General features: G+C 71.8%; 23 protein-coding genes and 2 pseudogenes. 15 read left to right on the forward strand and 10 right to left on the reverse strand.

Features of this window, described 5'->3' with window-relative positions; translation table 11 throughout:
- Window positions 1-47: 47 nt before the first annotated feature.
- The 3 genes and pseudogenes from GEV28_RS08390 to GEV28_RS08400 form a co-directional block, all read right to left on the reverse strand.
- The gene (locus GEV28_RS08390) at window positions 48-1,838 is read right to left on the reverse strand and encodes a TIGR03767 family metallophosphoesterase (protein ID WP_291410355.1); all 1,791 of its coding nucleotides are present in this window, start codon (window positions 1,836-1,838) and stop codon (window positions 48-50) included.
- A 290-nt stretch (window positions 1,839-2,128) separates the two neighbouring features.
- Complete coding sequence (locus GEV28_RS08395) at window positions 2,129-2,734, reverse strand: hypothetical protein (RefSeq protein WP_291410357.1); 606 nt, start codon at window positions 2,732-2,734, stop codon at window positions 2,129-2,131.
- A pseudogene (locus GEV28_RS08400) lies at window positions 2,731-3,135 on the reverse strand (hypothetical protein); the annotation flags it as partial. The pseudogene GEV28_RS08400 and the gene GEV28_RS08395, both read right to left, overlap by 4 nt.
- Before the next feature lie 212 nt (window positions 3,136-3,347).
- On the opposite strand from GEV28_RS08400, the gene GEV28_RS08405 reads away from it, so the two are divergent.
- Window positions 3,348-5,726, forward strand: coding sequence for a DUF6351 family protein (locus tag GEV28_RS08405; protein ID WP_291410359.1), 2,379 nt, complete (start codon window positions 3,348-3,350; stop codon window positions 5,724-5,726).
- Between the two features lie 91 nt (window positions 5,727-5,817).
- Here the strand turns inward: GEV28_RS08405 and GEV28_RS08410 are convergent.
- Window positions 5,818-6,120: pseudogene (locus GEV28_RS08410) on the reverse strand (S8 family serine peptidase); the annotation flags it as partial.
- A 95-nt stretch (window positions 6,121-6,215) separates the two neighbouring features.
- Here GEV28_RS08410 and GEV28_RS08415 point away from each other — a divergent pair.
- Window positions 6,216-7,973, forward strand: coding sequence for a carbohydrate-binding module family 20 domain-containing protein (locus GEV28_RS08415; protein WP_291410360.1), 1,758 nt, complete (start codon window positions 6,216-6,218; stop codon window positions 7,971-7,973).
- Between the two features lie 9 nt (window positions 7,974-7,982).
- Here GEV28_RS08415 and GEV28_RS08420 read toward each other — a convergent pair whose 3' ends face one another.
- The gene (locus GEV28_RS08420) at window positions 7,983-9,071 is read right to left on the reverse strand and encodes a LacI family DNA-binding transcriptional regulator (protein WP_291410361.1); all 1,089 of its coding nucleotides are present in this window, start codon (window positions 9,069-9,071) and stop codon (window positions 7,983-7,985) included.
- A gap of 163 nt (window positions 9,072-9,234) precedes the next feature.
- A complete protein-coding gene (locus tag GEV28_RS08425) occupies window positions 9,235-9,549 on the reverse strand; it encodes a helix-turn-helix domain-containing protein (RefSeq protein WP_291410363.1) in 315 nt (104 codons plus the stop codon).
- A 119-nt stretch (window positions 9,550-9,668) separates the two neighbouring features.
- Here GEV28_RS08425 and GEV28_RS08430 point away from each other — a divergent pair, with 119 nt between their 5' ends.
- A complete protein-coding gene (locus tag GEV28_RS08430; RefSeq protein WP_291410365.1) occupies window positions 9,669-10,040 on the forward strand; it encodes a DoxX family protein in 372 nt (123 codons plus the stop codon).
- A 4-nt stretch (window positions 10,041-10,044) separates the two neighbouring features.
- On the opposite strand, the gene GEV28_RS08435 is transcribed toward GEV28_RS08430, so the two are convergent.
- Window positions 10,045-10,713: a GntR family transcriptional regulator gene (locus GEV28_RS08435; protein ID WP_291410368.1), complete on the reverse strand. Its 669-nt coding sequence runs from the start codon at window positions 10,711-10,713 to the stop codon at window positions 10,045-10,047.
- 213 nt (window positions 10,714-10,926) lie between these two features.
- Here GEV28_RS08435 and GEV28_RS08440 point away from each other — a divergent pair, with 213 nt between their 5' ends.
- From GEV28_RS08440 to GEV28_RS08485, 10 genes are all read left to right on the forward strand, one after another.
- On the forward strand, window positions 10,927-11,736 hold the full coding sequence (locus GEV28_RS08440) for an FAD binding domain-containing protein (protein ID WP_291410370.1): 810 nt from the start codon (window positions 10,927-10,929) through the stop codon (window positions 11,734-11,736).
- Window positions 11,737-11,747: 11 nt separating this feature from the next.
- Entirely contained in the window at window positions 11,748-12,233 is a 486-nt protein-coding gene (locus GEV28_RS08445) for a (2Fe-2S)-binding protein (protein WP_291410372.1), read from the forward strand.
- Window positions 12,233-13,636, forward strand: coding sequence for a molybdopterin cofactor-binding domain-containing protein (locus GEV28_RS08450; RefSeq protein ID WP_291410374.1), 1,404 nt, complete (start codon window positions 12,233-12,235; stop codon window positions 13,634-13,636). The genes GEV28_RS08445 and GEV28_RS08450 overlap by 1 nt, the downstream gene beginning before the upstream one ends.
- A complete protein-coding gene (locus GEV28_RS08455; RefSeq protein ID WP_291410376.1) occupies window positions 13,636-14,133 on the forward strand; it encodes a molybdopterin cofactor-binding domain-containing protein in 498 nt (165 codons plus the stop codon). The genes GEV28_RS08450 and GEV28_RS08455 overlap by 1 nt, the downstream gene beginning before the upstream one ends.
- Complete coding sequence (locus GEV28_RS08460) at window positions 14,130-14,642, forward strand: molybdopterin cofactor-binding domain-containing protein (RefSeq protein WP_291410378.1); 513 nt, start codon at window positions 14,130-14,132, stop codon at window positions 14,640-14,642. The genes GEV28_RS08455 and GEV28_RS08460 overlap by 4 nt, the downstream gene beginning before the upstream one ends.
- Window positions 14,639-15,502, forward strand: a complete 864-nt coding sequence (locus GEV28_RS08465; protein ID WP_291410381.1) for a MoxR family ATPase — start codon at window positions 14,639-14,641, stop codon at window positions 15,500-15,502. The genes GEV28_RS08460 and GEV28_RS08465 overlap by 4 nt, the downstream gene beginning before the upstream one ends.
- Window position 15,503: 1 nt before the next feature.
- A complete protein-coding gene (locus GEV28_RS08470; protein ID WP_291410383.1) occupies window positions 15,504-16,622 on the forward strand; it encodes a VWA domain-containing protein in 1,119 nt (372 codons plus the stop codon).
- Window positions 16,598-17,500 (forward strand): amidohydrolase, encoded by a 903-nt coding sequence (locus GEV28_RS08475; RefSeq protein WP_291410385.1) that lies wholly within the window; start codon window positions 16,598-16,600, stop codon window positions 17,498-17,500. The genes GEV28_RS08470 and GEV28_RS08475 overlap by 25 nt, the downstream gene beginning before the upstream one ends.
- A gap of 14 nt (window positions 17,501-17,514) precedes the next feature.
- Complete coding sequence (locus GEV28_RS08480; RefSeq protein WP_291410387.1) at window positions 17,515-17,793, forward strand: YciI family protein; 279 nt, start codon at window positions 17,515-17,517, stop codon at window positions 17,791-17,793.
- 145 nt (window positions 17,794-17,938) lie between these two features.
- Complete coding sequence (locus GEV28_RS08485) at window positions 17,939-20,764, forward strand: DEAD/DEAH box helicase family protein (RefSeq protein WP_291410388.1); 2,826 nt, start codon at window positions 17,939-17,941, stop codon at window positions 20,762-20,764.
- Between the two features lie 349 nt (window positions 20,765-21,113).
- Here GEV28_RS08485 and GEV28_RS08490 read toward each other — a convergent pair whose 3' ends face one another.
- The 3 genes from GEV28_RS08490 to GEV28_RS08500 all read right to left on the reverse strand — a co-directional run bounded on the left by GEV28_RS08490 (window position 21,114) and on the right by GEV28_RS08500 (window position 22,436).
- Window positions 21,114-21,542 carry a pyridoxamine 5'-phosphate oxidase family protein gene (locus GEV28_RS08490; protein ID WP_291410390.1) on the reverse strand — a complete coding sequence of 143 codons (429 nt, stop codon included), beginning with the start codon at window positions 21,540-21,542 and terminating at the stop codon, window positions 21,114-21,116.
- A gap of 64 nt (window positions 21,543-21,606) precedes the next feature.
- Complete coding sequence (locus GEV28_RS08495) at window positions 21,607-21,912, reverse strand: amphi-Trp domain-containing protein (RefSeq protein ID WP_291410392.1); 306 nt, start codon at window positions 21,910-21,912, stop codon at window positions 21,607-21,609.
- A gap of 29 nt (window positions 21,913-21,941) precedes the next feature.
- Window positions 21,942-22,436 carry a DUF1269 domain-containing protein gene (locus tag GEV28_RS08500; protein WP_291410394.1) on the reverse strand — a complete coding sequence of 165 codons (495 nt, stop codon included), beginning with the start codon at window positions 22,434-22,436 and terminating at the stop codon, window positions 21,942-21,944.
- 291 nt (window positions 22,437-22,727) lie between these two features.
- On the opposite strand from GEV28_RS08500, the gene GEV28_RS08505 reads away from it, so the two are divergent.
- Window positions 22,728-23,105: a hypothetical protein gene (locus GEV28_RS08505; protein ID WP_291410396.1), complete on the forward strand. Its 378-nt coding sequence runs from the start codon at window positions 22,728-22,730 to the stop codon at window positions 23,103-23,105.
- A gap of 201 nt (window positions 23,106-23,306) precedes the next feature.
- Window positions 23,307-24,227, forward strand: a 921-nt coding sequence (locus tag GEV28_RS08510) for a DUF222 domain-containing protein (protein ID WP_291410398.1), incomplete at its 3' end; no start/stop codon positions are given.

The raw sequence follows: 24,227 nt of genomic DNA on the forward strand, positions 1-24,227 counted from the left end.
TCCCGGACAGATCGGTGTCTACTATGGACAGAGTGGGTGCCTCGACGTCAGGCTGAGCCGACCCGGAACGGGGACGGCACCAGCAGTTCCACGTTGCGGTCCTGCACGGAACCGCGCCTGCCGTCCTCGCCCGGGACCGGCCTCGCCCGGGACTGCCAGTCGTTTCCGGCGAGCTCGCGGGCCAGCGAGGCCAGCGCGGTGGGGCTGTCCAGCCGGCCGCGGTGGGCGGCGGGCGCGGCCATGTCGAGGATCGTGCCGAAGATCGACAGGGTGCCGTCCTGGTTGTCCACCAACTCCAGCACCCGGGACTGCTGCGGCCAGTCGATGTGCGCCGCGGTGTTGACCTCCCAGAAGCCGCCGCCCGCCGGGGCGCGGTGCGGGATCACCGTGTTGCGGTGGGTGTGCCCGTTGACCCACAGCACGGCGTTGGGGAAGCGCAGCAGCAGGTCGCGCACGCCGGTGCCGCCGATCCGCGGTGGTGCGCCGGCGATGTTGTCCATCGTGGCGATGGTGTGGTGGCTGAACACGACGAAGATCCGGTCGCGGCAGCGTCGGGACGCGAGCTTGCCGGTGGCGTCGAGGTACCGGCTGCTTCCCGCGGTGAGCTCGCGCTCCAGCCAGGCGTACTGCTCGGGGTCGATCGAGCCATCCGACCCGCCGTTGGGGTTGACGGTGTCGAGCACGATGCCGCGGACCGGGCCGCGGTCGAAGGCGTAGTAGGCGTTCCCGGTCCGCAGGTTCCACCGGCCGAAGCCGTGCCCGCGGGGCGACGAGCTGGTGGCGAAGTGCTCGCGGATGGTCTCGAGCCGGCTGACGAAGCGCCGGTTCGGGTCGGCGGTGACCGTGCGCGCCGGGCCGGCCAGCAAGGTCGCGAGGCCGCGCGGGTCCAGTGCCTGCAACTGCAGCGCGAGCTGGACGATGTCGGTGCCCGGCGGCAGGTCGACGATCTTGCGGTTGCCGACCGCCACCGGCGCGAGCTCCGGTATCGGCGGGAGGTTTCCCTGGATGAGGCCGTCGTGGTTGCCGTAGGCGGTGAGCCACGGCGTGTCCAGCCCGGTGGCCCGGAACGGCCGGCGCACCGCGTCCAGCAGTCCCGGCACGGTGGGGTAGCCGAACGTGGCCCGCGGGAGGTCGTCCTGCTGCCCCGCCGGGGTGCCGTCCGGATGCCAGTAGCGCACGTCGTAGGACGCCTGGTCGGCGACGCCCTCGTAGCGCGACAGGTCACCGGAGTCGGGGCGCACCCGCTTACCGTCGAGGAGGTCGATGTACCAGCGGAGCTCGTTGAGCTGCACGTTGTCCACGTTGTCGCCGGTGGCGACGGTGAACGACAGCCGCCGGCCGGTCGCGGGCCCGTGCCGGACGAGGTTCATCGAACGCACCATGGCGTCGCTGATGTGCGCGGACATGAACTCGTGCGCGCGGTAGGACGACTCGAACGGCAGCAGGCCCGCGAACGGTGAGCCGGGATCGTTGTACCGGTCGAGGAACTCCACCCTGGCCGGCGACTGGGTGTCCATCGTGTGGATGTCGGTGAGCTGGCCGAAGGCGAGGATCGGCCGGCCGCGCCCGCGCCTCCCGTGGCCGTCGCGGTGCCGGCTGGTGAGCAACTCGTCGCGGACCAGGTGCGGCTCGCCGGGGCCACTCACGATCGGCCGGTAGCCGCCCGCGCCGGGCGGCCCGAGCAGCAGCGTGCGGTCGAGCGTCGTGTGCTCCGGGTGAAGGTGGCCCGGGTGAAGGTGGCCCGGGTCGGCCGATGCCGTGCCGGTGCCCGACCCGGCCGCCGTCGCGGCCACCCCGAGGGCTCCGGCGCGCAGTGCGTCCCGTCGGCTCAGCTCCATTGCCGCCTCCACCCGTGCGCGGTACGAGGGCACGTCTGACGGATCATCGGCCGCGCGGTTCGCGCCAAGCGCGGTCCCTGTCCGTGTTACAGCGTTGTCGGCAGGGCCAAGTACGCCCGGTACGCGGCCCTACCGCCGCCTTGCCAACCACCTGCAGCACGAGTCGCATCGACCATGATCCGCCACATGCGCCCTGGTGAACAGTCGGTGCATTGAACGCCCGCGCCGAAGCGCCGGTCAATGCCGCCGAACGGCCGTTCGCCGGACGCCAGGTGGATCAACGGGCTCGGTCAGACCGCCGTCCACACCTGGTGGGCGGCGGTGAGCGCGGCGGCCTGGTAGGGCGGCAGCAGGTCACCCTCGACGACCACCTCGAGCTGCCACTTCTCCTGCAGCACCACCCACAGCCGGGAGGTGAGGCCGCTGTACGCCCCCAGCTCGTCGGTCCCGGCGGCCACCTGCAGCACGTACATCCAGGTCGGCCCGTTCGGCGCGCCGTCGAGCGGATCGCGCCACGCGCGGCGCAGCCGGCGGCCACCGTGCCGGTGCGCGTCCGCGGACAGCACGGCGTCGGCCCGGGAGGGGTCCGGCGCGGTCGCGGGGCCGGCCGGGACGAACCGGTAGAGCTGCGGCGGCGCGGTGTCGAGGATCGCGACGTCGTCCAGGTCGGGGTTGTCCGGATCCTCGAGCATGCCGCGGATCAGGTCGTGCTCCTCCCGCGTGACCCCCACGCCCTCGTAGGCGAGGCTGAGGAGCAGCGTCGACTCGGCCAGCTCCCGCTCGCCCGCGTAGTAGTGCTCGCGCACCGTCCCGACGATGTCGTCCGACAGGCGGCCCGCGAGCCGGGCGCAGACGCCGGCGATCGTGGCGTAGGTCCGTACGTCCATGTCGTTCATTTCTTGAACGGCCCGTGGTCGGTCCTGGTTTCCTTGCCGTTGGCGTCTATGACCATCTCGATGTCTCTCCCGCCCTTGTTGCCGCGCCACGTCCAGCTCTCGTCGCCGCCGACATCCGGATGACTATAACGAGGCGGGTTGCCCAAGGGGCTGCCCGACGGGGCCGGCGGCGCGGGCGGGTTGGTGATGGCGCCGGGATCGGCGCCGTTGGGCGGGTACGCGGTGCGGATCTCGCCGTTGGCCAGCACGGTCGTCTTGACCGTCACGCCGTCGACCTGCCCGGTGTAGTCGTAGGCCCAGGCGGGCTCGCCGTTGACGTCCTTGGTCGGGTACGGGCCCTTGCTCGGCGGCCCGCTCTGGGTGACCTGGTGCGCGGCGTCGAGGATGTCGTTGTCTTTCCAGTCCTTCGGGTACTAGGTCTTCTTCGGCAGGCCGGTGCCCGCGCGGTCGCCGCCGAGGATGTGTTCCTTCGAGGCGTCGCTGTGCTTGATGTCGTCCGCGCCCGGTGGCGCGGCCGGCTTGGGCGGGGGAGTCTTCTTGGGCGGCTTTCCGCCTGTGCCACCGTCACCGGGCGGTTTTCCACCGTCGCCCGGCGGCTTGCCACCGTCGTCGGGTGGTTATTGTCACCGGTCCCTGGAACGGCTGGCCGCCGAAGGCGCCGTCCCACCTCTACGCTGACGACACGTCGTTCGCGAAGCACGATGTCCGGGAGGACGCAATGGGGCGTCGAATCACCGTTGTCAAGGCCGTGGTCACCGCCGTGGCTGCCGCCGGTCTCGTCAGTACCACCGTCACCGCCGCGGCCGCGGGGCCGCCGTCCGGGTCGCACGGTGCGCTGCGGCTGGAGATGTTGTCCGGGCCCGCGCGGTACGTCAGTGGCGGGACGGCGCGGGTCCGGGTGGTGCTCCCGCGGTCCGTGCCGCTCGACGCGGCGACGGTGGCGGTCGACGGGGTCGACGTCAGCTCCTCGTTCGTCCCGGACGACCAGGCCCCGCACGCGCTGGAAGGCGTGCTGCGTGACCTGCCGGTCGGCGAGAGCACGGTCAAGGCGCGGGTGCCCGGGCGCGACCGGGCCACGCTGCGGCTGGTGAACCACCCCGTCACCGGGCCGATGTTCTCCGGGCCGCAGCAACCCGACTTCTTCTGCTCGACGCCCGACCACCTGGCCGGGTTCGACCTCACCGGACCGTTCCTCGACACCGACTGCTCGCTGCCGACCCGGGTCGACCACTACTACCGGTCCACCGCCGACACCTGGCGACCCTACGACCCGGCGGCGCCCCGCCCGGCCGACATGACCACGACCACGACGAGCGACGGCACCACGGTCGACTTCGTCATCCGGTGGGAGCGCGGCACGATCAACCGCTTCGTCTACACGATCGCGGTGCTCGACCCCGAGGGGACCGGGCCGGCCGCGCTGCCGCACTGGAACCGCAAGCTGATCTACTACTTCGGCGGTGGCGTGGCCATCGGCCACTACCAGGGCTCCAACAACCAGAGCGAGTCCCGCTACGCCTACGGCCTCGGGCAGGGCTACGCGATCGCGTGGTCGACCGGCACGAAGACGAACACGCACTACAACCTCGTGCTCGGCGGCGAGACCGCGCTGATGGTCAAGTCGCGGTTCGTGACCGAGTACGGCGACCCGGAGTACACCGTCGGCCTCGGCGGGTCCGGCGGCGCCATCCAGCAGTACGTGTACGGCCAGAACCACAAGGGACTGCTCGACGGCGCGATCCCGCAGTACTCCTACCCGGACATGGTCACCCAGACCATCCACGTCGGCGACTGCGAGCTGCTCGAGCGCTGGATGGACCTGAAGGTGCGCGCGGACCCGAGCTCCCCGTGGGGCGTGTGGACGAACCGCACGCTGATCGAGGGGCTGGCCACGTCGGACACGGTGCCGAACCCGTACCAGCAGCTCACCCCGTGGCTACCGGCGCCGGGCTCGTCCGAGTGCGTCAACGGCTGGCGCGGCCTGTCCCCGCTCGCGCTCAACCCGAAGTTCGGCACCGCGCCGGGGATCACCCCCGAGCAGCAGGCGCAGGTCGAGTGGACGCACTGGAACGACGCGGTGAACGTCTACGGCCGCGATCCCGCCACCGGGTTCGCCCGGTCCACTTGGGACAATGTGGGTGTCCAGTACGGACTGAAGGCGTTGGTCGACGGGAACCTCACGCCGGCGGAGTTCCTCGACCTGAACGCGTCGGTCGGCGGGTGGAAGGACCCGGCCGATGCGGTGCAGGAAGGCTGCCCGTTCGTTGCCAGCGCCTGCCCGGCCGACGTCGACGTGTGGAGCGCCAGGAACATCACCGCACCCGGGCCGGACGGCGTCGCCCCACGCACCGAGGGCAGCGTCGAGTCGATGCGCGCCGCCTACCGGTCCGGGCTCGTGTTCGACGGCCGGATCGACATCCCGATCATCGACTGGCGCCACTACCTCGACGCCGAGCTCAACATGCACAACGCCCGCCAGTCCTTCGCGTCCCGGCAGCGCATGCGGGAGCGGCAGGGGAGCGCGGCCAACCAGGTGGTGTGGTTCACCGACGCACGCCCGGCCCGCGCGTTCGACCAGACCCCGATGGCGCTCGCGGTGATGGACGAGTGGCTCGGCAACCTGCGTGCCCACCCGTCCCGGGGCGTGCTGGGCGCCAAGCCGGCGGCGGCGGTCGACAGCTGCTTCGCCACCGACGGAACGTTGCTGTACCGCGGGAAGGACGCCTGGCGCGGGATCATCGACAAGGCTCCGGCCGGCCCGTGCACGCGGCGCTTCCCGATCCACGGCACGTCCCGCACCGTCGCCGGCGCCCCGTTCGACGAGCAGCACTACAAGTGCGCCCTGCAACCGGTGCGGGCGGCGATCGCCCACGGCGGCTACGGCTCGTGGCACCCCACGAAGGCGGAGACGGACCGCCTGACGCAGGTCTTCCCGACCGGCGTCTGCGACTACCGCAAGCCCGACGCCGGCCGGCCGCGAGCGTTCGGCTAGGCCACGCGGAGGGGCCGGCTCGACCACACCGTAGGTCGGCTCGGCGACGTGGGGGGTCGACACGGCGACGTCGGGGCTGGGGCGCGGTGGACTACTGACCGCTGTGCGCGCCCAGGGCGGTGGCCGCGGCCACCACGTCCACGAGACCCGTTCCCTTGTCGTAGCTGGAGGTGTACGGGGCGGCCGCCTGGTACGGAGCGCCCGCGGCGAACTTGTACGCGGTGGACTTCAGCGCGTTCTCGATCTCCGCCGGAGTGGCCGACGGCTTGGCCTGGAACAGCTGGGCCACGATGCCGGTGATCTGCGGCGCCGCCATCGAGGTGCCGCTGATCACGTTGTACGTGCTTGGCGAGCTACGGATGAGTCGTGGGCCGTTCGGCTCAATCCCGGAGCTCCGGCGTTTACAGCGCGACCGTGCCGGCACTAGCCTGCAAGAAGTTTCAATCTCTTTCGCAAGATGCGGCAAGCTCTCGACGAGGAGAGATCGGCATGCGAGAAAGAACCCTGCGCGCAACCGTCCTGTCCGCCGTGCTGCTGTCCACCGCCGTGCTGGCCCCGGCGGCACCCGCCTCGGCCGAGGCTCCGGTCGTCGCTCCGGTCGTCGCCGCCGACACCGGTGTCCCGAACGGTGACGTGATCGCCAACCTGTGGTCCTGGAACTGGCGCTCCGTCGCCGCCGAGTGCCGCGACCACCTCGACCCGGCGGGCTACGGCGCCGTCTGGGTCGCCCCGCCCGCGGAGTCCCTCCGGCATCCCAGTGGCGTCTGGTGGGACGTCTACCAGCCCTACAGCTACCGGCTCAACGGCCGGTTCGGCACGCAGGCGCAGTTCGCCGCGATGGTCACCGCATGCCACGACGCCGGCATCGAGGTCTACACCGACGCCGTGATCAACCACACCGGGGCGCAGACCGGCACCGGCTACGACGGCACGGTCATCACCGACAAGTACGACCCGCCGATGTACAGCCGCGGCGAGTACAACGTGGACGTCTGCGACCACGCGATCAACAACTGGGGCGACCTGTGGGAGGTCCAGCACTGCGAGCTGCTCGACCTGCCCGACCTCAAGACCAGCGACGCGGGCGTCCGCGGCAAGATCGCCGGCTACCTGAACTCGCAGATCGCCCTCGGCGTGGACGGCTTCCGCGTCGACGCGGCCAAGCACATCCCGAGTGGCGAGCTCGCCGCCATCGTCGGGCAGCTCGACGACACGACCTCGGGCGCCCGCCCGTTCGTCTTCCACGAGGTCTTCCCCGGCGAGCCGCCCGCGCCGGGCGACTACTACGGCAGCGGCGACGTACTGGACTTCACCTACGCGGACCGGATGAAGAGCGCCTTCCAGGGCGACATCTCGACCCTGTCGTCGTTCGGCCCGGGCTGGGGCATCCTGCCCGCCGCCAACTCGGTCTCCTTCGTCACCAACCACGACACCGAGCGCAACGGCCGCCATCTGACCTATAAGGACGGTGCGACGGCCACCCTCGCCAACGTCTTCCAGCTCGCCTGGAAGCACGCCACCCCGACCGTCTACGCGGGGTTCGACTTCGGCAACAGCGAGCAGGCACCCCCGAACTCCAACGGTTTCGTCACCGACACCACCTGCGGCGGCGGCTGGCACTGCCTCGACCGCGACCCCGCCGTCGCCGGCATGGTCGGCTGGCACAACGCGGTCGGCACCGCGAACGTGACCGACTGGCAGTCCCCGGCGGCCAACGTCATCGGCTTCGGCCGGGAGAGCACCGGGTTCGTCGCCATCAACAACACCGGCGGCACGCACACCGCGCAGTACACCACCGGGCTACCGGACGGCACCTACTGCGACGTGACCAACGCCTGCGCGAGCCAGGTGACCGTCAGCGGCGGCCGGGCGACCATCGCCGTGCCGGCCAAGGGTGCGGTCGCCTTCCACACCGGCGGCGGCACGGGCGAGCCGAACCCGGGCCAGGTCAGCGTCGGCTACACCGTGCGGGCGGAGACCGTGTGGGGCCAGAACGTCTACGTCGTCGGCAACGTCGCCGGGCTCGGCGTGTGGAACCCGGCCGCGGCGGTGCCGCTGACCACCGGCACCGACACCTACCCGCGCTGGTCGGGCAGCATCGCGCTGCCCCCGAACACCGACATCGAGTACAAGTTCGTGATCAGGCAGGACAACCAGCCGGTGATCTGGGAGACCGGGGCGAACCGGACCCTGCGCACCCCGGCGAGCGGCGCGCTGTCCGTGGACGGCGACTGGTTCCGGCGCTGATCGGGGGCACTAGCTCGGCGGCGGGGCGACGCCACGGTCGCCCTGCCGCTGGGGTCGCCGCGGCCCGGCTCCGGTCGAGCCGCGCACGACCAGCTCCGGCATGAAGACGAACTCCGCGTGCGGGGCGGGCGTGCCGCCGATCTCCTCGAGCAGGGCGTTGACCGCGGCCTGGCCCATGGCCTCGACCGGCTGGCGCAACGTGGTCAGCGGCGGGTCGGCGAACACGATCAGCGGCGAGTCGTCGAAGCCGACGACCGACACGTCCTGCGGCACCGACAGCCCGCGCTGGCGCGCCGCGCGGATGGCGCCGAACGCCATGAGGTCGCTGCCGCAGACGATCGCGGTGCAGTCCCGGTCCAGCAACGCGTTCGCCGCGGCCTGGCCACCTTCGACGGTGAACAGCGAATGCTGCACGAGCTCCTCGGCCTCCTCCGCGGTGACGGGGAGGAGCGTGCGCATGTGCTGCACGAAGCCCTCGATCTTGCGGACCACCGGCACGAACCGGCGCGGCCCGATCGCGAGGCCGATGCGTTCGTGCCCCAGCTCCACCAGATGGGACACGGCCAGGCGCACCGCCGCGCGGTCGTCGGTGGACACGAACGGCGCGGACACCTTCTCGGTGTAGCCGTTGATCATCACGAACGGGACGCCGCGGCCGGTCAGCTTGACGTAGCGGTTCATGTCGGCCGTCGAGTCGGCGTGCAGCCCGGAGACGAAGATGATCCCGGTGACGCCCCGGTCGACCAGCAGCTCGGTGAGCTGGTCCTCTGTGGACCCGCCGGGGGTCTGGGTGCAGAGCACGGGGGTGTAGCCGCGGCTGGTGAGCACCTGCTCGATCACCTGGGCCAGTGCGGGGAAGATCGGGTTGCTCAGCTCGGGGGTGATCAACCCGACCAGGCCGGCGCTGCGTACCCGCAACCTGGGCGGACGCTCGTAGCCGAGCACGTCCATGGCGGCGACGACGGCCTGCCTGGTGGTGGCCGAGACCCCGGCCTTGCCGTTGAGCACCCGGCTGACCGTCGCCTCGCTGACCCCGGCCTGAGCGGCGATGTCGCTCAGCCGGGCGGTCACACCGGTCGACTCCCGGTCCTGGTCCATGCATTTATGAAAGACCTTGCGCAGGCTTTCAGCAAGCCCACGCCGCGACCGTGTGCTCGTCAGCGGGATCGGGACCGGTTGACGCCGATCATCGCCCGGTGGACGGCGGTGGGTTCGGGGGCGGGCGGCAGGGTGCCCGGCTCGTGGACCGCGAACGCCTGGATCATGTAGGCGACCAGGCGGCGCCAGGCGTCGGGAGCGGCGTCGCGCATGACCGCGACGACCCCGTGAACCCGTGCCAGGGGTCGGCGAGCGCGGCGGTGGTGGTGGTCGCGTAGGCGTCCATCGTGTCGGCGAAGACGGCGGCGACGAGGTCCTCGCGGGTGGGGAAGCGCCGGAAGAGGGTCGCGACCCCGACCCCCGCCTCGCGGGCGACCGCGGCCATGGCGACGGCGAAGCCCTCCGCCGCGTAGAGCCTGCGGGCCGCCACCAGGACGCGGTCGCGGTTGCGTTCGGCGTCGCCGCGCAGCTGCGCCATGCCCTCAGCGTACCGAAGTGGAATACCCCATCCAGTTCCGCTGTTAGGGTCGCGCGGACCGGACAAGCCGTTCCCCCTGACCCGTCGAGCAGTCGAGCAGTCGAGAAGAGACCATCACCATGAACGTGTTCCTGTGGATCCTGCAGGGCTTCCTGGCCGCGATGTTCCTCATGGCCGGGGTGCTGAAGTCCGCCCAGCCCAAGGAGAAGCTCGCCCCGAGGATGCCGTGGGTGGAGGACTTCTCCACCGGCACCGTGCGCCTCATCGGCGTCGTCGAGCTGCTCGCCGCGCTGGGCCTGGTCCTGCCGGGCGTCACCGGCATCGCCCCGGTGCTCACCCCGCTGGCGGCGACCGGCCTCGCGGTGACGATGGTGCTCGCCGCCCTCACGCACGCCCGCCGCAAGGAGTACTCCGGCATCGCGACCAACGCGGTCATCCTCATCCTGGCCGCCGTCGTCGCGTGGGGCCGCTTCGGTCCCTACCCCCGCTGAGCCTCTACCGAGCCTCCCGGGCCCGCCCGTGCGCGTCGTGCGGGAGGTCGGCGTAGTGCCATTGGTGGTCGCGGGTGAGCTGGCACGCCGCGTCGAGGTCGCCGGCGAGCAAGGCGGTCAGCAGTTCCTCGTGCTCGTCGGCCACGTCGTCCAGGGCGGGCTCGACGGCCAGGAGGGTGACCGCCGTGCGTGCCTCGATCTGCAGCGCCTCCCACGCATGCTTGAGGAGCTCGTTGTGCGCGGCGTCGACGACGTGCCGGTGGAACGACACGCTGGCGGCGCCGATCGCCTGGATGTCACCGCCGCACGCCGCCGCGCGCATCGCGGCGACGTCGGCACGCAGGGCGTCGAAGGGGAGCGTGCGGGCCGGTAGCGCCAGCCGGGTCGCCGCTTCCTCGAGCGCGGCCCGGACGACGTAGCTCTCCCGCAGGGTCTGCTGGATGAAGTGGCGCACGAACGTGCCGCGGCGCGGCCTTGTCTCCACCAGGCCGATCGTCTCCAGCTCGCGCAGGGCCTCCCGCACCGGTGCCTGGCTCGTGCCGTAGCTCTCCGCGATGCGGGTCTCGACGAGGCGTTCGCCCGGCTCGAGCTCGCCGGAGACGATGCGCCGGACGAGCGCGTCCCGGATCTGCCGGCTCAGCGTGAGTCGGGGCAGCGGCTGGGTCTCGGTCATCGGTGGGCGCCTGCTCCTCGGGGCTTGACGGCCTGGTCGGGCCAAACGTACCGTCTCACGCAGGTTATCAATTATCGATAATCGAGTCTGCACGGGCGGCAGCAGCCGGCCGGACAGGAGCGCGACGAGGAACCGGTCGAGGTCGGGCGCGGTGGAGACCATCTCGGCGGCGGCTCACTGGGAGTACTCGACGACCTCGATGTGGAGGCACCCGTGCTGTCGAACGTGCACCTGCCGTCCTCGGCGGCGGAGGCGGTGGACCTGCTACGGGACGGCGGCTGGGTCGTCGGCGGCGGGACCGTCGTGATGCCCCGGGTGAACACCGGCGCGGTGCCGGTCGGCCAGTTGATCTCCCTGCGCAGGGCCGGCCTCTCCGACATCCGGGTCGACGGAGTTGACACCGGCGGCACGGTGTCGGTGGGTGTCGCCACCACCCTCGGCGCGCTCGGCGCGGACGGCCGGCTGGCGTTCCTCCACCCGGTCGTCCGGTCCATCGCGTCGCCGCCGGTGCGCAACCTCGCCACGGTGGGCGGGAACCTCCTCGTCGCCCAGCCCTACGGGGACCTCGCGGTGGCGCTCCTGGCGCTCGACGCGCGGGTCGACGTCGTGAGCGGCGACGGCGTGCGCGAGGTCCCGGTGGGGGAGCTGGCCGCAGGCCCCGCTGAGGTGGTCTCCGCCGTCCACTTCGCCCTGCCCCGGGCGGGAACCTGGTTCTACCGCAAGGCCATGCGGCGCAGGCACAACTCCGCGTCGATCGTGACCGTGGCCGCCGTGGTCGCCGTCGAGGACGGGGTGGTCCGGCACGCCCGGATCGCGCTCGGCGGGGTCGGTCCGCGGCCGATGCGGGCCCTCGCCGCCGAGCGGGCGTTGCTCGGCGCGCCCTTCGGCCGGTCCACCGTGGAGGCCGCGGCCGAGGACGCCCGGGAGGGCATCGAGCCGTTCGACGACGCCTACGCCTCGGCCTGGTACCGCACCCGCGTGCTTCCCGTCCACGTCCGCAGGGCTCTGCTCGGCGAGGAATGAAAGGCTCGAACATGGCTTCCCGGATCGTGTCCCTGGCCGTCAACGACCGGCCGCACGAGTTCATCGCCCAGCCGGGCACGTCGCTGCTGACCGCGCTGCGGGACGCGCTCGGTCTCACCGCCGCGAAGCGCGGCTGTGCCCAGGGCGCGTGCGGGTCCTGCACGGTGCTGGTGGACGACCGGGCCGTCCCGTCCTGCCTGGTTCCGGTCGAGACGGTCGACGGCTCGTCGGTGCGCACGCTGGAGGGGGTCGCGGTCGACGGTGAGCTGGACGAGGTGCAGAGCGCCTTCCTCGAGGACTTCGCCACCCAGTGCGGCTTCTGCACCGCGGGGATGATCATGACGGCCGAGGCGCTGCTCGCCGAGAAACCGGCCCCGACCCGGGCGGAGGTCGTCGAGGCGATCTCCGGCAACGTCTGCCGCTGCACGGGTTACGAGCCCATCGTGGCGGCCATCCTCGACGCGGCCGAGCGTCGGAACGCGGGGAGGACCGCCTGATGTCCTACCGGCGCAGCCCGATCGACGGCACCTACTTCGCCGGCGAACGCACGGGTGACTTCACCGTGATCGGCTCGGTGGTGAGCCGGGCCGACGCGCGCGGCCACGTGACCGGCCGGACCGAGTTCTTCGAGGACGTGCGCCCGACCGGCCTGCTGCACCTGAAGATGCACCGCTCGGCTCGACACAGCGCGTGGCTCCGGTCGGTCGACGTGACCGGTGCGCTGGCCGTGCCCGGCGTGGTGAAGGTACTGACCCACAAGGACATCCCGAACAACCTCTACACCCCGCTCAAGCTGATCGGGGTCACCCCGGACGACGAGCCGATCCTGGCCGAGGGCAAGGTCCGCTACCTCGGCGAGCCGATCTGCGCCGTGGTGGCCGAGACCGAGGCGGCGGCGTACGCGGGTGCCGCCGCGATCAGGGTCGAGTACGAGGACCTGACCCCGGTGTTCGACGTGGAGGAGGCGCTGGCCGAGGATGCCCCGGTGGTCAACGAGTACCACGGCAGGAACTACTTCACCTACGAGGGACACCACTGCCGCCGGGTCCGGTTCGGCGACGTGGCGGCGGGGTTCGCCGCGGCGGACCACGTCTTCGAGTGGTGCTACCAGTCCTCGCCGATCGAGCAGGCCCCGGTGGAGACCACCGGGTGCGTGGTGGTTCCCCAGCCGGACGGCCGGCTGCGCATCCACTCCGACACCCAGGCGTGCTTCTTCACCCTCGACAACACCGCGCTGATCCTCGAGACCGAGTTCAACAAGCTGCGCATCGTGGGCGGCACGGTCGGCGGCGGCTTCGGCGGCAAGGTCGACGTCGTGGTCGAACCGGTCGCGTGTGTGGCCGCGATGGTCACGCACCGGCCGGTCAAGTTCGTCTACGGCCGGCACGAGGAGATGCAGGTGTCCTCACCGCGTGCCGCGGAACGCATCTACATCAAGGACGGCGTGCTCGACGACGGCACGATCGTGGCCCGCCAGGTCACCGCCTACATCGACGCGGGCGCGTACTCCCGGCACACCCCCTACGGCACGACGAAGGCGGCGGCCCACTTCCCCGGCCCCTACACGATTCCCAACGTGTGGGTCGACTGCCACTGCGTGTTCACCAACAGGACCCCCTCGAGCGCGATGCGCGGCTTCGGCGTGACCATCGCCGACTTCGCCCTGGAGTCCCAGATGGACCGGCTGGCCAGGGCGCTGAACATGGACCCGTTGCGGCTGCGGCTGCGCAACGCCTACCGGGACGGCGACATGAAGGCGCACCGCAAGGTCGCCGAAGGCACCGCGCTCGTCGAGGTCATCCAGAAGGCGGCCGAGCTGGTGGGGCACGAGCTACCGGAGTCCTACCGGTCGATGTCCTCGATGTCCCCCGTGTCCCCGGCGCAGGACGGAGGCCGGTGATGGCGAAGCTTCCCGGGCGCGGCTACGCGGCGGTGAACTACCCGACCGGGATGAACCTCGGCGGCGACCCGTCGCAGGCGTTGATCCATGCCACCACCACCGGCACGTTCGTGATCTCACTGTCCTCCGTGGACCTCGGGCAGGGCCTCAAGACGGTCGTCGCCCAATGCGCCGCCGAGACGCTGGGCCTGCCGTTCGAGAACATCCTCGTCGACACCGCGGACACCGACACCGGACCGCACTGCATGGGCACGTTCGCGAGCCGCGGCACGCACCGGGTCGGCAACGCGGTGATCATGGCGGCCGCCGAGGCGCGAGCCGTGATGCTGGACGTCGCGGCCGAGGAGCTCGAGGTCGACGCGGCGGATCTGGAGACCGACGGCTCGGGGTTCGTGAAGCTCAAGGGCTCGGAGCTCAAGAAGATCCACATCACCGACCTCGCCCTGGCGGCGACTTCAAGCACGGCCGCACCATCTCCGGCCGCGGCATCTTCATGAAGGAGAAGAGCGAGGTGGTGCCGGAGACCGGCGAGATGGATCCCGACTCCTGCCAGGCGCACGCGTGCACGGTCGCCGAGGTCGAGGTCGACGACGAGACCGGGGTCGTCGAGGTGGTGCGGATGTACAGCGTGTACGAGATCGGCCGCGCGCTGCACCCGGCGATGGCCACCCAGCAGGTCGAGGGCGGCGCGTGGATGGGCATGTCGCACGCGCTGTTCGAGGCGACGGAGCCGTACTACCCGGTCCGCGACCACGGGCCGAGGGACTTCACCGAGTACCTCATGCCCGCCGCGGGAGACATCCCCGAACAGCACAGCGTGCTGCTGGAACGCCCGGCGGCCAACGGACCCTACGGCGCCAAGGGCATCGGCGAGATGACCGCGAACGCGCCCATCCCGGCCATCGCGAACGCGATTTTCGACGCGTGCGGCGTCCGGATGGAACAGATGCCGTTCACCCCGGAGCGCGTGCTGCGGGGCATCGACGCCCTGCGTGCCGACTCGTGAACGAAACCGAGCTGGCGGGGCGGATGCGCGCCGAGCGGTACTTCGCCGACGAGGGTCTGCTCACCGCCGTCTACCTCGCGCTCACCCTCGGCCGCCCGCTGCTGCTGGAGGGCGAGCCGGGGGTCGGCAAGACCGAGATCGCGGCCGTGCTCGCCAGAGTGCTGGACCGCGAGCTGGTTCGCCTGCAGTGCTACGAAGGTCTCGACGCCGGGCAGGCACTGTACGAATGGGACTACCCGAAGCAGCTGCTGGCGCTGCGCGCCGCCGAGGCGCGCAATGCCGAGGTCGGCAGTGTGGCGGTCGGCGATGTCTACGGCGAGGAGTTCCTCCTCCAGCGGCCGCTGCTGAGGAGCCTGCGGTGCGAGGAAGGCGCGGTGCTGCTCGTCGACGAGGTCGACCGCGCGGACAGCGAGTTCGAGGCGTTCCTGCTGGAGTTCCTCGGCGACTTCCAGATCACCATCCCCGAGCTCGGCACGGTCACCGCGGCCGTGCCACCCGTCGTCGTGCTGACCTCGAACCGCACCCGCGAGCTGCACGACGCGCTCAAACGCCGGTGCCTCTACCACTGGATCCCGTTCCCCGACGCCGAACGCGAGCGCGCGATCGTGCGCGCGCACGTCCCCGGCATCGAGGAGGAGGCCGCGGCGGTGCTCGTGCGCGCGGTGTCCGGCACCCGCGAGCTCCAACTGCTCAAGCGGCCGGGCATCGCCGAGTCGGTGGAGTGGGCACGCGGTGCCGTGGCGCTCGCCGACACCGGCGACCCGTGGCCGGTCGCGCTGCGCAGGGCGCTCGGGCTGCTGGTCAAGGACGAGGAGGACATGGCGCTGGTGCACCGCCACATCGAGGAGCTGATCGGCTGACATGGCGCGTGCCGTCGACCACGTGCGTGGGTTCCTGCGGGAGCTGCGCGAGCGGGGGCTGGGAGTGCCGGTCCCCAAACAACGCGACCTCCTGCGCGCGATGACCCTGGTGCCGCCGCGGGATGTCCGCCACCTGTACTGGATCGCGCGCTCGACGCTGACGACCTCGGTGCGGGACGCCGAGATCTTCGACCCGGTGTTCGCGCACTGGTTCGGCGACGGATCCGCCCGGCCGGTTCCGTCCGAAGTGGACACCCTGGGCGATGAGCAGCCGGCTCCCGACACCGGCGACGGGGAGCCGCCGGACCAGGTCGTCCAGGAGGGCGCCGGCCGCGACGCCAGTTGGTCCACTGTGGACCGTCGAGCGTCCTTCGCCGCGGCGACCGACGCCGAGCGTCGGGTGCTGTCCGGGCTGCGCAAAGCCCTGCCGGCGGCGGTGCCGACGATCCGCTCCCGGCGCCGCCGGGCCGCCCGGCGCGGCGACCGGCTGGACGTGCGGAAGGTACACCGGGACGCCTGGCGGACCGGCGGGGAGATCATCACCCTGCGCTGGCGGCGGCCTCCCCAGCGGCAGCGGCCCGTCCTGGTGCTCATCGACGTGTCCGGCTCGATGAGCCGGCACAGTCCCGACTACCTGCGGTTCGCGCACGCGGTCGTGGGTGCCTGCGACCGCGCGGAGGTCTTCACGTTCGGCACCACGCTGACCCACGTCACCCCGACGCTGCGCACGCGGGAGGTCGACGCCGCGCTGTCCGGTCTGGCCGAGGTGGTCCGGGACGCCGACGGCGGCACCCGGATCGGACCGTCCCTTCAGGATTTCCTCGGCAACACAAGGCACCTCAGGATGGCCCGCGGCGCGTTGGTGCTCGTGCTGTCCGACGGCCTCGAACGGGGCGACTGCGTTCCCTTGGCGAAGGCGGTGCGGCGGCTGTCGCTGCTGGGGCACCGGCTCGTCTGGTGGTCCCCGCTCGCCTGCGACCCGGCCTACCGGCCCGTCACCCGCGGCATGGCGGCCGTCGTCGGCCACGTGGACGCGCTCGCGGGCGTCCGCGATCTCGTGACCGCACGCGACCAGCTGCTGAGAGGAACACCCGCATGGACAGCACGGTCATCGACATAGTGGACTCGCACCACCACGTCTGGCGGACCAGGGACATGCCGTGGCTGTCCGGTCCCATGGTCCCGCGGATCTTCGGCCCGTACGAGCCGATCAAGCGGGACTACCTCATCGACGAGTACCTCGCCGACGCGCGGGCCGGCGGGATCACGCAGTCGGTGTACGTGCAGGCGAACTGGCCGCTGGACCAGGTGCTGGCGGAGGTCCGCTGGCTCAGCGAGGTCCACCAGGAGTCGGGCTGGCCGACCGCGGTGATCGGCTCCGCGGACCTGTTCGCCGCCGACGCCGTGGACGTCATGAAGTGGCAGGCCGCCCTGCCCATCGTGCGTGGCACCAGGCTCCAGCTCCACTGGCACGAACGGGAGGAGTTCCGCTTCGCGTCCGCACCGGACCGCATGAAGGATCCGGTGTTCCGCAAGAACCTCGGCGCGCTCGAGGACCTCGGCTGGCTGTTCGAGCTGCAGGTGTTCGCCGGCCAGATGGCCGACGCCGCCGAGCTCGTCGCGGCCTTCCCGAACATCACCTTCGTGCTCGTGCACGCCGGCATGCTGACCAGCCGCGACGAGCCGGAGGTGCGCGACTGGCGGGCCGGCATGGCGCGGCTGGCCGCGCTGCCGAACGTCGTGGTCAAGCTGACCGGCCAAGGCACGTTCGTACGCCGCCTGGATCCCGAGCTCATCTCGTTCGTCGCCACCGAGACGCTCGGCTGGTTCGGGCCGGACCGCGCCATGTTCGGCACCAACTTCCCGGTCGAGAAGCTCTGGACCGGGATGCCGGAGCTCGTGACGGCGTGGCGGGACGCGCTGGCCCACCTGTCCACATCGGACCAGACCGCCGTCTTCGCCGGCACCGCCCGGCGGGTGTACGGACTGCCGAACTGATCAAAGGAGAACCGATGGCACTGTTCCTGCTGACCTACGGCTACAACGACACCGGCCTGCGTGCGGAGCGCCGGGACGACCACGTCGCGTACCTGAAGACGCTCAAGGCCGCCGGCTCGCTCGTCGCGGCCGGCCCCTACGGCGACCAGACCGGCGGGACCATCCTCTACCAGGCCGACGCCGAGGAGGACGTCGAGGCACTCGTCGCGGGCGACCCGTACACGCAGGCAGACGTCACGAAGGACCGTCATCTGCGCGAGTGGAAGGTGACGGTGGGCTCGGTCACCGGCTGAGCGGGTCGACGGCAGCCGTGCCGGTCCTGGTACCCGACCCTGGCCGCCCCACCGGCACCTTCGCCGACCGCGCCGGAGATCTTGCGTGGTGGACACCGTGGCAGGATCGGGCGAGTTCGCGGTCGGGCAGGGGACGGAGGCTGGGTTGGGCCATGACCACGCAAGCAGCGGGCCGGCCTCCGGTCAGGCGGTCGTGGCCGGCTGGGCCGACCTCGCGCCGACGTTCTCCTGGCGGAAGTCCCAGCGGCACCTGCTGGAGCGGTGCTCCCACGTGACCGACCGGCGGTGGCACCTGTGTGCCCCGCCGGGTGCGGGCAAGACGCTCGTCGGCCTCGAGCTCGCCCGCCGGCACGGCGGGCGCACCCTGGTGCTCTCGCCGACGACGGCGATCCGCAACCAGTGGCGCACCGCGATCTCCTTGTTCGGTGGGGATCCGGACACGTTCGCCAGCACGACGCTGGACCGGCCGGCGCGGCTGTACTCGGTCACCTACCAGCTGCTGGGCAATCCGGGCCGGGCGGAGAGCGAGCTGCGCGACGCCGCGAGGAGGTTGTGGTCGGCCGATGTCGCGGCCCAGGTCGGTGCGGACGCGGCGCAACGGCGGATCGCGGCGGTGGAGCGGGACGATCCCAAGCGTGCGAAGACCGAGCTCACCCGGCACGTCCGGGCGTTGCGCAGCTCGCTCCGCACCGGGGAGGACGTCGGTCTCGACCCGACCCAGCTGCTCGGGGCGGGGACCAGCGCGCTCATCGACCGCATCGCGGCGATGGACATCACCTGTCTCGTGCTCGACGAGTGCCATCACCTGCTCGACTGGTGGGCGCTCGTGGTGAACACGGTGGTGGAGCGGCTTTCCGAGCTGCGCCCGGTGGCCGTGATAGGGCTGACCGCGACGTTGCCCGACCCCGACTCCGCACAGGAGGAGCTGAACTACACCGGCCTGCTCGGCCCCGTGGACGCCGAGCTGCACCTGGCCGCCATGGTGGCCGAAGGCGGGATCGCACCGTGGCGCGACGGTCTGCGCGTCGCGGAGCTGGAGCCCGCCGAGTCGCGGTTCCTGGACACGTGGTCCACGTCCTTCGCCGAACGCCTCGACACCGTGCTGCTGAGCGAGCCGTTCATCGACTGGGCGGTCGCGCGGATCGCGACCGCCGCGGAGGACAGCCGCGAGCGACCCGCCGAGGAGCGGGTCACCGCGGCCGGGTGGGACCGGTTCTGGGACATCGACCCGCTCGCCACCGCCGCGCTCGCCCGGTGGTGGACCGCCCGGGGAATGGCGCTGCCCCAGGGGTTCGACCCGCCCGAGGCGGCGGCCGTCGACGCCCCGCTCACCCTCGACGACCGGCTCCTGCTGCTGGACGCGTGGCTGCACGCTCCCGACGCGACGATCCCGCAGGAGACCCGCGAGGACGCGAGCCTGATCGTCCGGCGGCACGGTGTCTCGATCACCACGACGGGCGTCCGGTGGAACCGCTCGGCCGCGGACATCGTGTGTTCGAGATCGACGGCCAAGGGCAGGGCCGCCGGTGAGATCCTCTGCCAGGAGGCGGCGACGCGCGGGGACCGGCTGCGAGCGCTCGTCGTGGTCGAACGCGATCGCGCCACGAGCCCTCCCGCCGCGGCCAGGGCGGTGCTGGGCGAGGACGCCGGTACCGCGGCGAGGGTGCTGGCCGCGGTGTGCGACTTCGGCCAGGTGGCACGGCGGGGAGTCGTCTGCGTGACGGGCAGCGGGGCGTGGTGCGACGCGCTCGGTGCCGAGCGCATCGTGAGCGCCATCAACGTGTCCACCGAGGACGGACGCTGGGCCACCACCCGCGGCTGCGACATCCCGGCCGCCGTGGAGCTCGTCGGCCGCGGAGCAGCGTGGGAGTCGGCGCACTGGCTCCGCGCCGCCCGAGCCGCGCTCGAGGACGGTTCGGCACACACCCTCGTCGCGACCCGCGGTCTCGTCGGCGAGGGATGGAACTACCCGGCGCTCAACGTGTTGGTCGACCTGTCCGAGGTCGCCAGCACGACCGCGATGACCCAGCTCCGCGGGCGGGCGCTGCGGATCGACCCGCACGCGCCGGACAAGGTCGCCTCGTTGTGGGACGTGGTGATCGCCCATCCCACCGCGCACGGCGACTGGAGCCGGTTCCGGCGCCGGCACGCCCGGTGGTGGGGGCCGAACCGGGACGGCACCGTGGTGACCGGCGCGCCCAAGGTGCACCCGCGGGCGGCAGAGCCGGCGCCCCCGCCCGCGGAGCAGCACGGCGCGATCAACGACGCGAGCGCGGCGGTGATGTCCGATCACGCCGGCACGGTGCGCGCGTGGGACCAGGTGGCCGCCGAGGGGATCGCCACCAGCGAGGTCCGGGTCGTCTCCCGCCGCACGCGCCGGCAGGTGCGTACCCGGCGCCGCGGGTGGCGGCGCACCGGCCTCGGCGTGGCGCTCACCGGCGGGGTGGCGGCGGCGATCGCCGCAACCGTCGGGCTGCCGGTCGTGGTCGGGGCCGCCGGGCTCGTCGTCGGTGTGGTGGGCCTGCTGACGCTGGCGACGCGCGGCCGGGCACGGTCGGAGGAGGCGACCCTGCTGGCGCTCGGCGAGGCGGTGGCCGAGGGGCTGGCCGCCGCCGGTCACCCCGACCTGCGTGGAGCCGAGATCACCGGGACGGCCGCGGCCGGCGGGGTCTCGACCGTGATCCACAACGTGGACGACGACGCGGCGGTGGTGTGGGCGGACGCGTTCGAGGAGCTGTTGGGTCCACTCGGGACACCACGCTGGATGCTGACGACCGGGGACCGGGTGTGGCGCGTCCCCCGTCCGATCGGCGCCGGCAAGGACGCGGCGTCGGCGTTCGCCGACGCCGTCCGGCAGCGCGTGCCGCGGGCCCGCCTGGTCCGCGCCGGCACCCCGGAGGCCACCGAGCTCACGCTGCGCGCGGCCCGCGAACGCCCGGACGAGATCCACCGAACCTTGCGTTGGACCTGAGTGGTTCAGGGCTCTTCGGGCGTGACGGGGGTGCGGGCGAGGATCACGCGGGCTCGGCCCAGCATCGCCGGGTCGACCATCTCGCCGTCGGCGAGCGTCGAGACACGTACCGGCCGCCAGCACCTCCCGGGCCCAGCGGGTCTCGGCCTCCGACGGGTGGACGGCGACGCGTCCCACCCAGCCGAACGCCCGGCCCCGCTCGGTGTCGGCGCGCGGGCCGGCCAGGTCCTTTATCGCCGGGTAGGCCGACAGCATGGGCGCCGGCAGGCCGGCGGCGGCTTGGAGCAGGCGGACGCGCGCGTGGTCGAGCATCTCCGCAACCCCGCCGCGAGCCAACGGACGGCGAGACCTACCCGACCGCGTAGCTCAGGTCCTTCGCGGTGAGCGAGTCGGGGCGCAGGCGTATCCACATCGCGCCGGTGACGGCCGGGTCCTCCCGCAGGTAGCGGCGGAAGCGTGGGTCCCGGCGGTCCTCGTCGGAGCCGAGGTAGCGGGCGAGCTTGCGGTGGCCGCGCGCGGTGTCGAAGGGCAGGGTCTCGGCGGAGCCGCGGGCGGTGACCTGGCGGACGGCGCCGGTGCCGAGGTCGCATTCGTCGACGACGACCGCGAGGGCGGGGTCCGCGCGCACGCGGTCGCCGAGCTTGGCCCAGGGGCCGGTGCGGATCCAGAAGGCGCGGTCCTCCCAGAGGAACCACGTGGGGCGCACGGTGGGCCCGTTGGTCGCGACCCGTGCGGTGAGCGGCCGGCGCAGGAACGCGTCGATGTCGAATGCGTGCATGGAGCAGGAGTGTGGGACCTCGACCGCGCTGGAGGTCAACATGCCCGGCTCGCCGGCAGGCCGGTCACCGCTTGGGGCCGCGTGCCCGCCGGCCGCTCGTCGTACCCGACCGGCGGGCCGGGGTGGTCGTGCTCGTGGCCGGCGTGGTGTCCGCGGCCGGCTTTCCGGTGGGCCACTTCAGTTCCACCTCGAGCTCGTCGCCGTCGATCGCTAGCTCGATCTCGCAGCGGGTCTCGTCCGGGACGTGCACCTTCACCGTGCTGGCCCCCAGCGCGAGCTCGACCTTGTTCCCGTCGGCGAGCGCGGCGGCCGGCGCGGCGAGTCGCTGGGCGGCCTCCTCGCGCTTGACCTCCACGTCCGCCCATGTCATGGCCCCTTCGACGCCGGTGCGCTGCTGGTCTAGTTGGTCGACATCATGTCCCGCAGCTCGGCCTCCTGCTCGTTCGACAGGGTCGACTGCATCAGCCTCGGCGTGTGCCCGGCCTCGGCCAGCGCCGCCTTCACCTTGTCCACGACCGCGTCGCTGGACATGAGGAACAGCGCCGACGTCCCTGGCGTGACCTGGTCGCGGACCGACTTGATGAACTTGTCGTCGATCCCGACGTCGCTCAGCGATCCGGCCAGCGCCCCCGTGGCAGCGCCGATGGCGGCGCCCAGGAACGGGACGAAGAAGATCAGGCCGAACAGCATCCCCCAGAACATGCCGCCCATCGCGCCGCCCGCCGTCAGGTTGTTGAGCCGCCGCGTCTTCGGCTTCTTCGCACCGGGCGCCCACGACACGGTCGCCGCGTCGTGGATCTTGATGAGCTCCTGTTTGGCCAGCACCTCCAAGGTGTTGACGGTCTCATCGGCCGCCGTGGGACTGTCGAACTTCCAGACCGTGAGCGTCGTCATCGTGCTTCTCCCGTCGACTCGGGACTCCGGCACCGTCACCGTCGGGTCAACGGCGCCCGACCGCCTCCCCCCTTTCCGGGTGAGACGCGTACAGCTACGCGCCCGCATCTCATCACCTGCGGGCGATGAGCCCGTGATGGCAACGGGACACGGTGGCGACCTCCATGCCGATCCCACTGACGGGAGTCGAACGATGAGTGACGCACAGGCAGGTGTGGGCGCGGCCGCCGGAACCCGCGCGAGGGCCCCGGCTACGCCCGCGGCACGAGGCGTGCCAGGCCCACCGCATGGGTGGGCTGGATCTGGTTCGCCGCCGTGATGATGGTCCTGGTCGGCACGTTCAACGCCATCTACGGTCTCGTCGCCCTGTTCGAGGACACATACTTCACGGCGACCTCGCAAGGGCTGCTGGTGTTCGACCTCACCCAGTGGGGCTGGATCCACCTCATCGTCGGGGCGGCGGCCGTGATCGCCGGTTTCGCGCTGCTGATCGGGGCGACGTGGGCGCGGGTGCTCGCGGTGGTGCTCGCGGTGCTGAACGCCATCGCGCAGCTCGCGTTCATGTCGGCGTACCCGGCGTGGTCGCTGATCGTGATCGCCCTCGACGTGCTCGTGATCTGGGCTGTCATCGTGCACGGCGACGAGCTGAGGGCTGAGAGCCGGGACTGATGGTTTCATCCGGGGCGGATGAGGTGTGCGCCGCCGCCGAGCGCTTCGCGAGACGGGCCCGCTGATCGCGCTGTGCCGGGGTTGGGCGGTGCGGGTCGCTTCCCGTCCAGTCCGCGGATACGGTGCGTGCGCGCCGACCCGATGGGGTGAAACCCTTGCCGTACAACGGAAATTGCGCACGGTCTTCGGTAGACTGAACATATGTGCGAGCCGATTGTCGATCTACCCGAGGACGCTTCCCCGGAGGCGGTGCCGTTGGCGACGGCACGCGGGTTCACGCGAGCGGCCTGGCAAAACGAGGGACACTCACTGGAACAACTCGCCCTGTTCGCGGCGGCCAGTGGTGGCGAGTTCGATGCTTTGGAGGTCGCCGCGTTGTTTCGGATCTCCCTCCGCGCCGCGCAGCAACGTCTGGAGTTCGCGGTGACGCTGGCGACTCGGTTGCCGCGGACGTTGGCGGCGATCAAAGCCGGCCGCCTCGACCCGTACCGAGCCTCGAAGATCGCCGACGCCACCCTGACATTGTCACTTGAGGACACCGCGACCGTGGAAGCGGAGATCCTTGACCAGGTCGAGGAGATGCCGGCCGTCATGCTCAGCCGCGCACTGCGGCGGATCGTGGCTCGGGTGAACGCCGACGCCCTGCAGGCTTTGCACGAGAAGCGGGTGGCGCAGCGGCGGGTCGACAACTATCCGACCGAGGACGGCTGTTCCGTGTTGACCGTGCATGGGTCGGCGGCGCGGGTTCAGGTCGCTGCCGGGCGGGTTGATGCGATCGCCTATCAGCTCCGGGACACCGGCGGCGCTGATGGGCGGACGATGGACCAACTCCGCTCCGATGTCGCCCTCGACCTGCTGGCGGGTAAGGACTTCGAACACGCGAAGATCATCGTGCAGGTCACGTTGCCGGCCCGGGCCGCGTTGGGGGTGGACAACACCCCCGGGCACCTGGTCGGCTACGGCGACATCGCCGCCCAACAAGCCGTCGACCTCGCCTACCAGACCGACGCGACCTGGCGACGGATCCTGACCGAACCCGCGACCGGCCGGGTGCTGGACGTGGGGCGGCGCCGCTACACCCCACCCGCCGCGTTGCGTGACCACATCCACGCCACCATGCCC

This window comes from Actinophytocola sp. (genome assembly GCF_009379765.1).
In the GTDB taxonomy this organism is placed as follows: domain Bacteria; phylum Actinomycetota; class Actinomycetes; order Mycobacteriales; family Pseudonocardiaceae; genus Actinophytocola.

Bases quoted from the DNA above. Each gene is read 5' to 3' on its own strand.
- GEV28_RS08425 (WP_291410363.1), bottom strand. From the start codon at position 9,549: ATGGCGCAGCTGCGCGGCGACGCCGAACGCAACCGCGACCGCGTCCTG.
- GEV28_RS08445 (WP_291410372.1), top strand. From the start codon at position 11,748: ATGGCTTCCCGGATCGTGTCCCTGGCCGTCAACGACCGGCCGCACGAG.
- GEV28_RS08395 (WP_291410357.1), bottom strand. From the start codon at position 2,734: ATGAACGACATGGACGTACGGACCTACGCCACGATCGCCGGCGTCTGC.
- GEV28_RS08470 (WP_291410383.1), top strand. From the start codon at position 15,504: ATGGCGCGTGCCGTCGACCACGTGCGTGGGTTCCTGCGGGAGCTGCGC.
- GEV28_RS08480 (WP_291410387.1), top strand. From the start codon at position 17,515: ATGGCACTGTTCCTGCTGACCTACGGCTACAACGACACCGGCCTGCGT.
- GEV28_RS08435 (WP_291410368.1), bottom strand. From the start codon at position 10,713: ATGACCGAGACCCAGCCGCTGCCCCGACTCACGCTGAGCCGGCAGATC.
- GEV28_RS08495 (WP_291410392.1), bottom strand. From the start codon at position 21,912: ATGACATGGGCGGACGTGGAGGTCAAGCGCGAGGAGGCCGCCCAGCGA.
- GEV28_RS08460 (WP_291410378.1), top strand. From the start codon at position 14,130: ATGAAGGAGAAGAGCGAGGTGGTGCCGGAGACCGGCGAGATGGATCCC.
- GEV28_RS08390 (WP_291410355.1), bottom strand. From the start codon at position 1,838: ATGGAGCTGAGCCGACGGGACGCACTGCGCGCCGGAGCCCTCGGGGTG.
- GEV28_RS08415 (WP_291410360.1), top strand. From the start codon at position 6,216: ATGCGAGAAAGAACCCTGCGCGCAACCGTCCTGTCCGCCGTGCTGCTG.
- GEV28_RS08430 (WP_291410365.1), top strand. From the start codon at position 9,669: ATGAACGTGTTCCTGTGGATCCTGCAGGGCTTCCTGGCCGCGATGTTC.
- GEV28_RS08490 (WP_291410390.1), bottom strand. From the start codon at position 21,542: ATGCACGCATTCGACATCGACGCGTTCCTGCGCCGGCCGCTCACCGCA.
- GEV28_RS08500 (WP_291410394.1), bottom strand. From the start codon at position 22,436: ATGACGACGCTCACGGTCTGGAAGTTCGACAGTCCCACGGCGGCCGAT.
- GEV28_RS08475 (WP_291410385.1), top strand. From the start codon at position 16,598: ATGGACAGCACGGTCATCGACATAGTGGACTCGCACCACCACGTCTGG.
- GEV28_RS08455 (WP_291410376.1), top strand. From the start codon at position 13,636: ATGGCGAAGCTTCCCGGGCGCGGCTACGCGGCGGTGAACTACCCGACC.
- GEV28_RS08450 (WP_291410374.1), top strand. From the start codon at position 12,233: ATGTCCTACCGGCGCAGCCCGATCGACGGCACCTACTTCGCCGGCGAA.
- GEV28_RS08420 (WP_291410361.1), bottom strand. From the start codon at position 9,071: ATGGACCAGGACCGGGAGTCGACCGGTGTGACCGCCCGGCTGAGCGAC.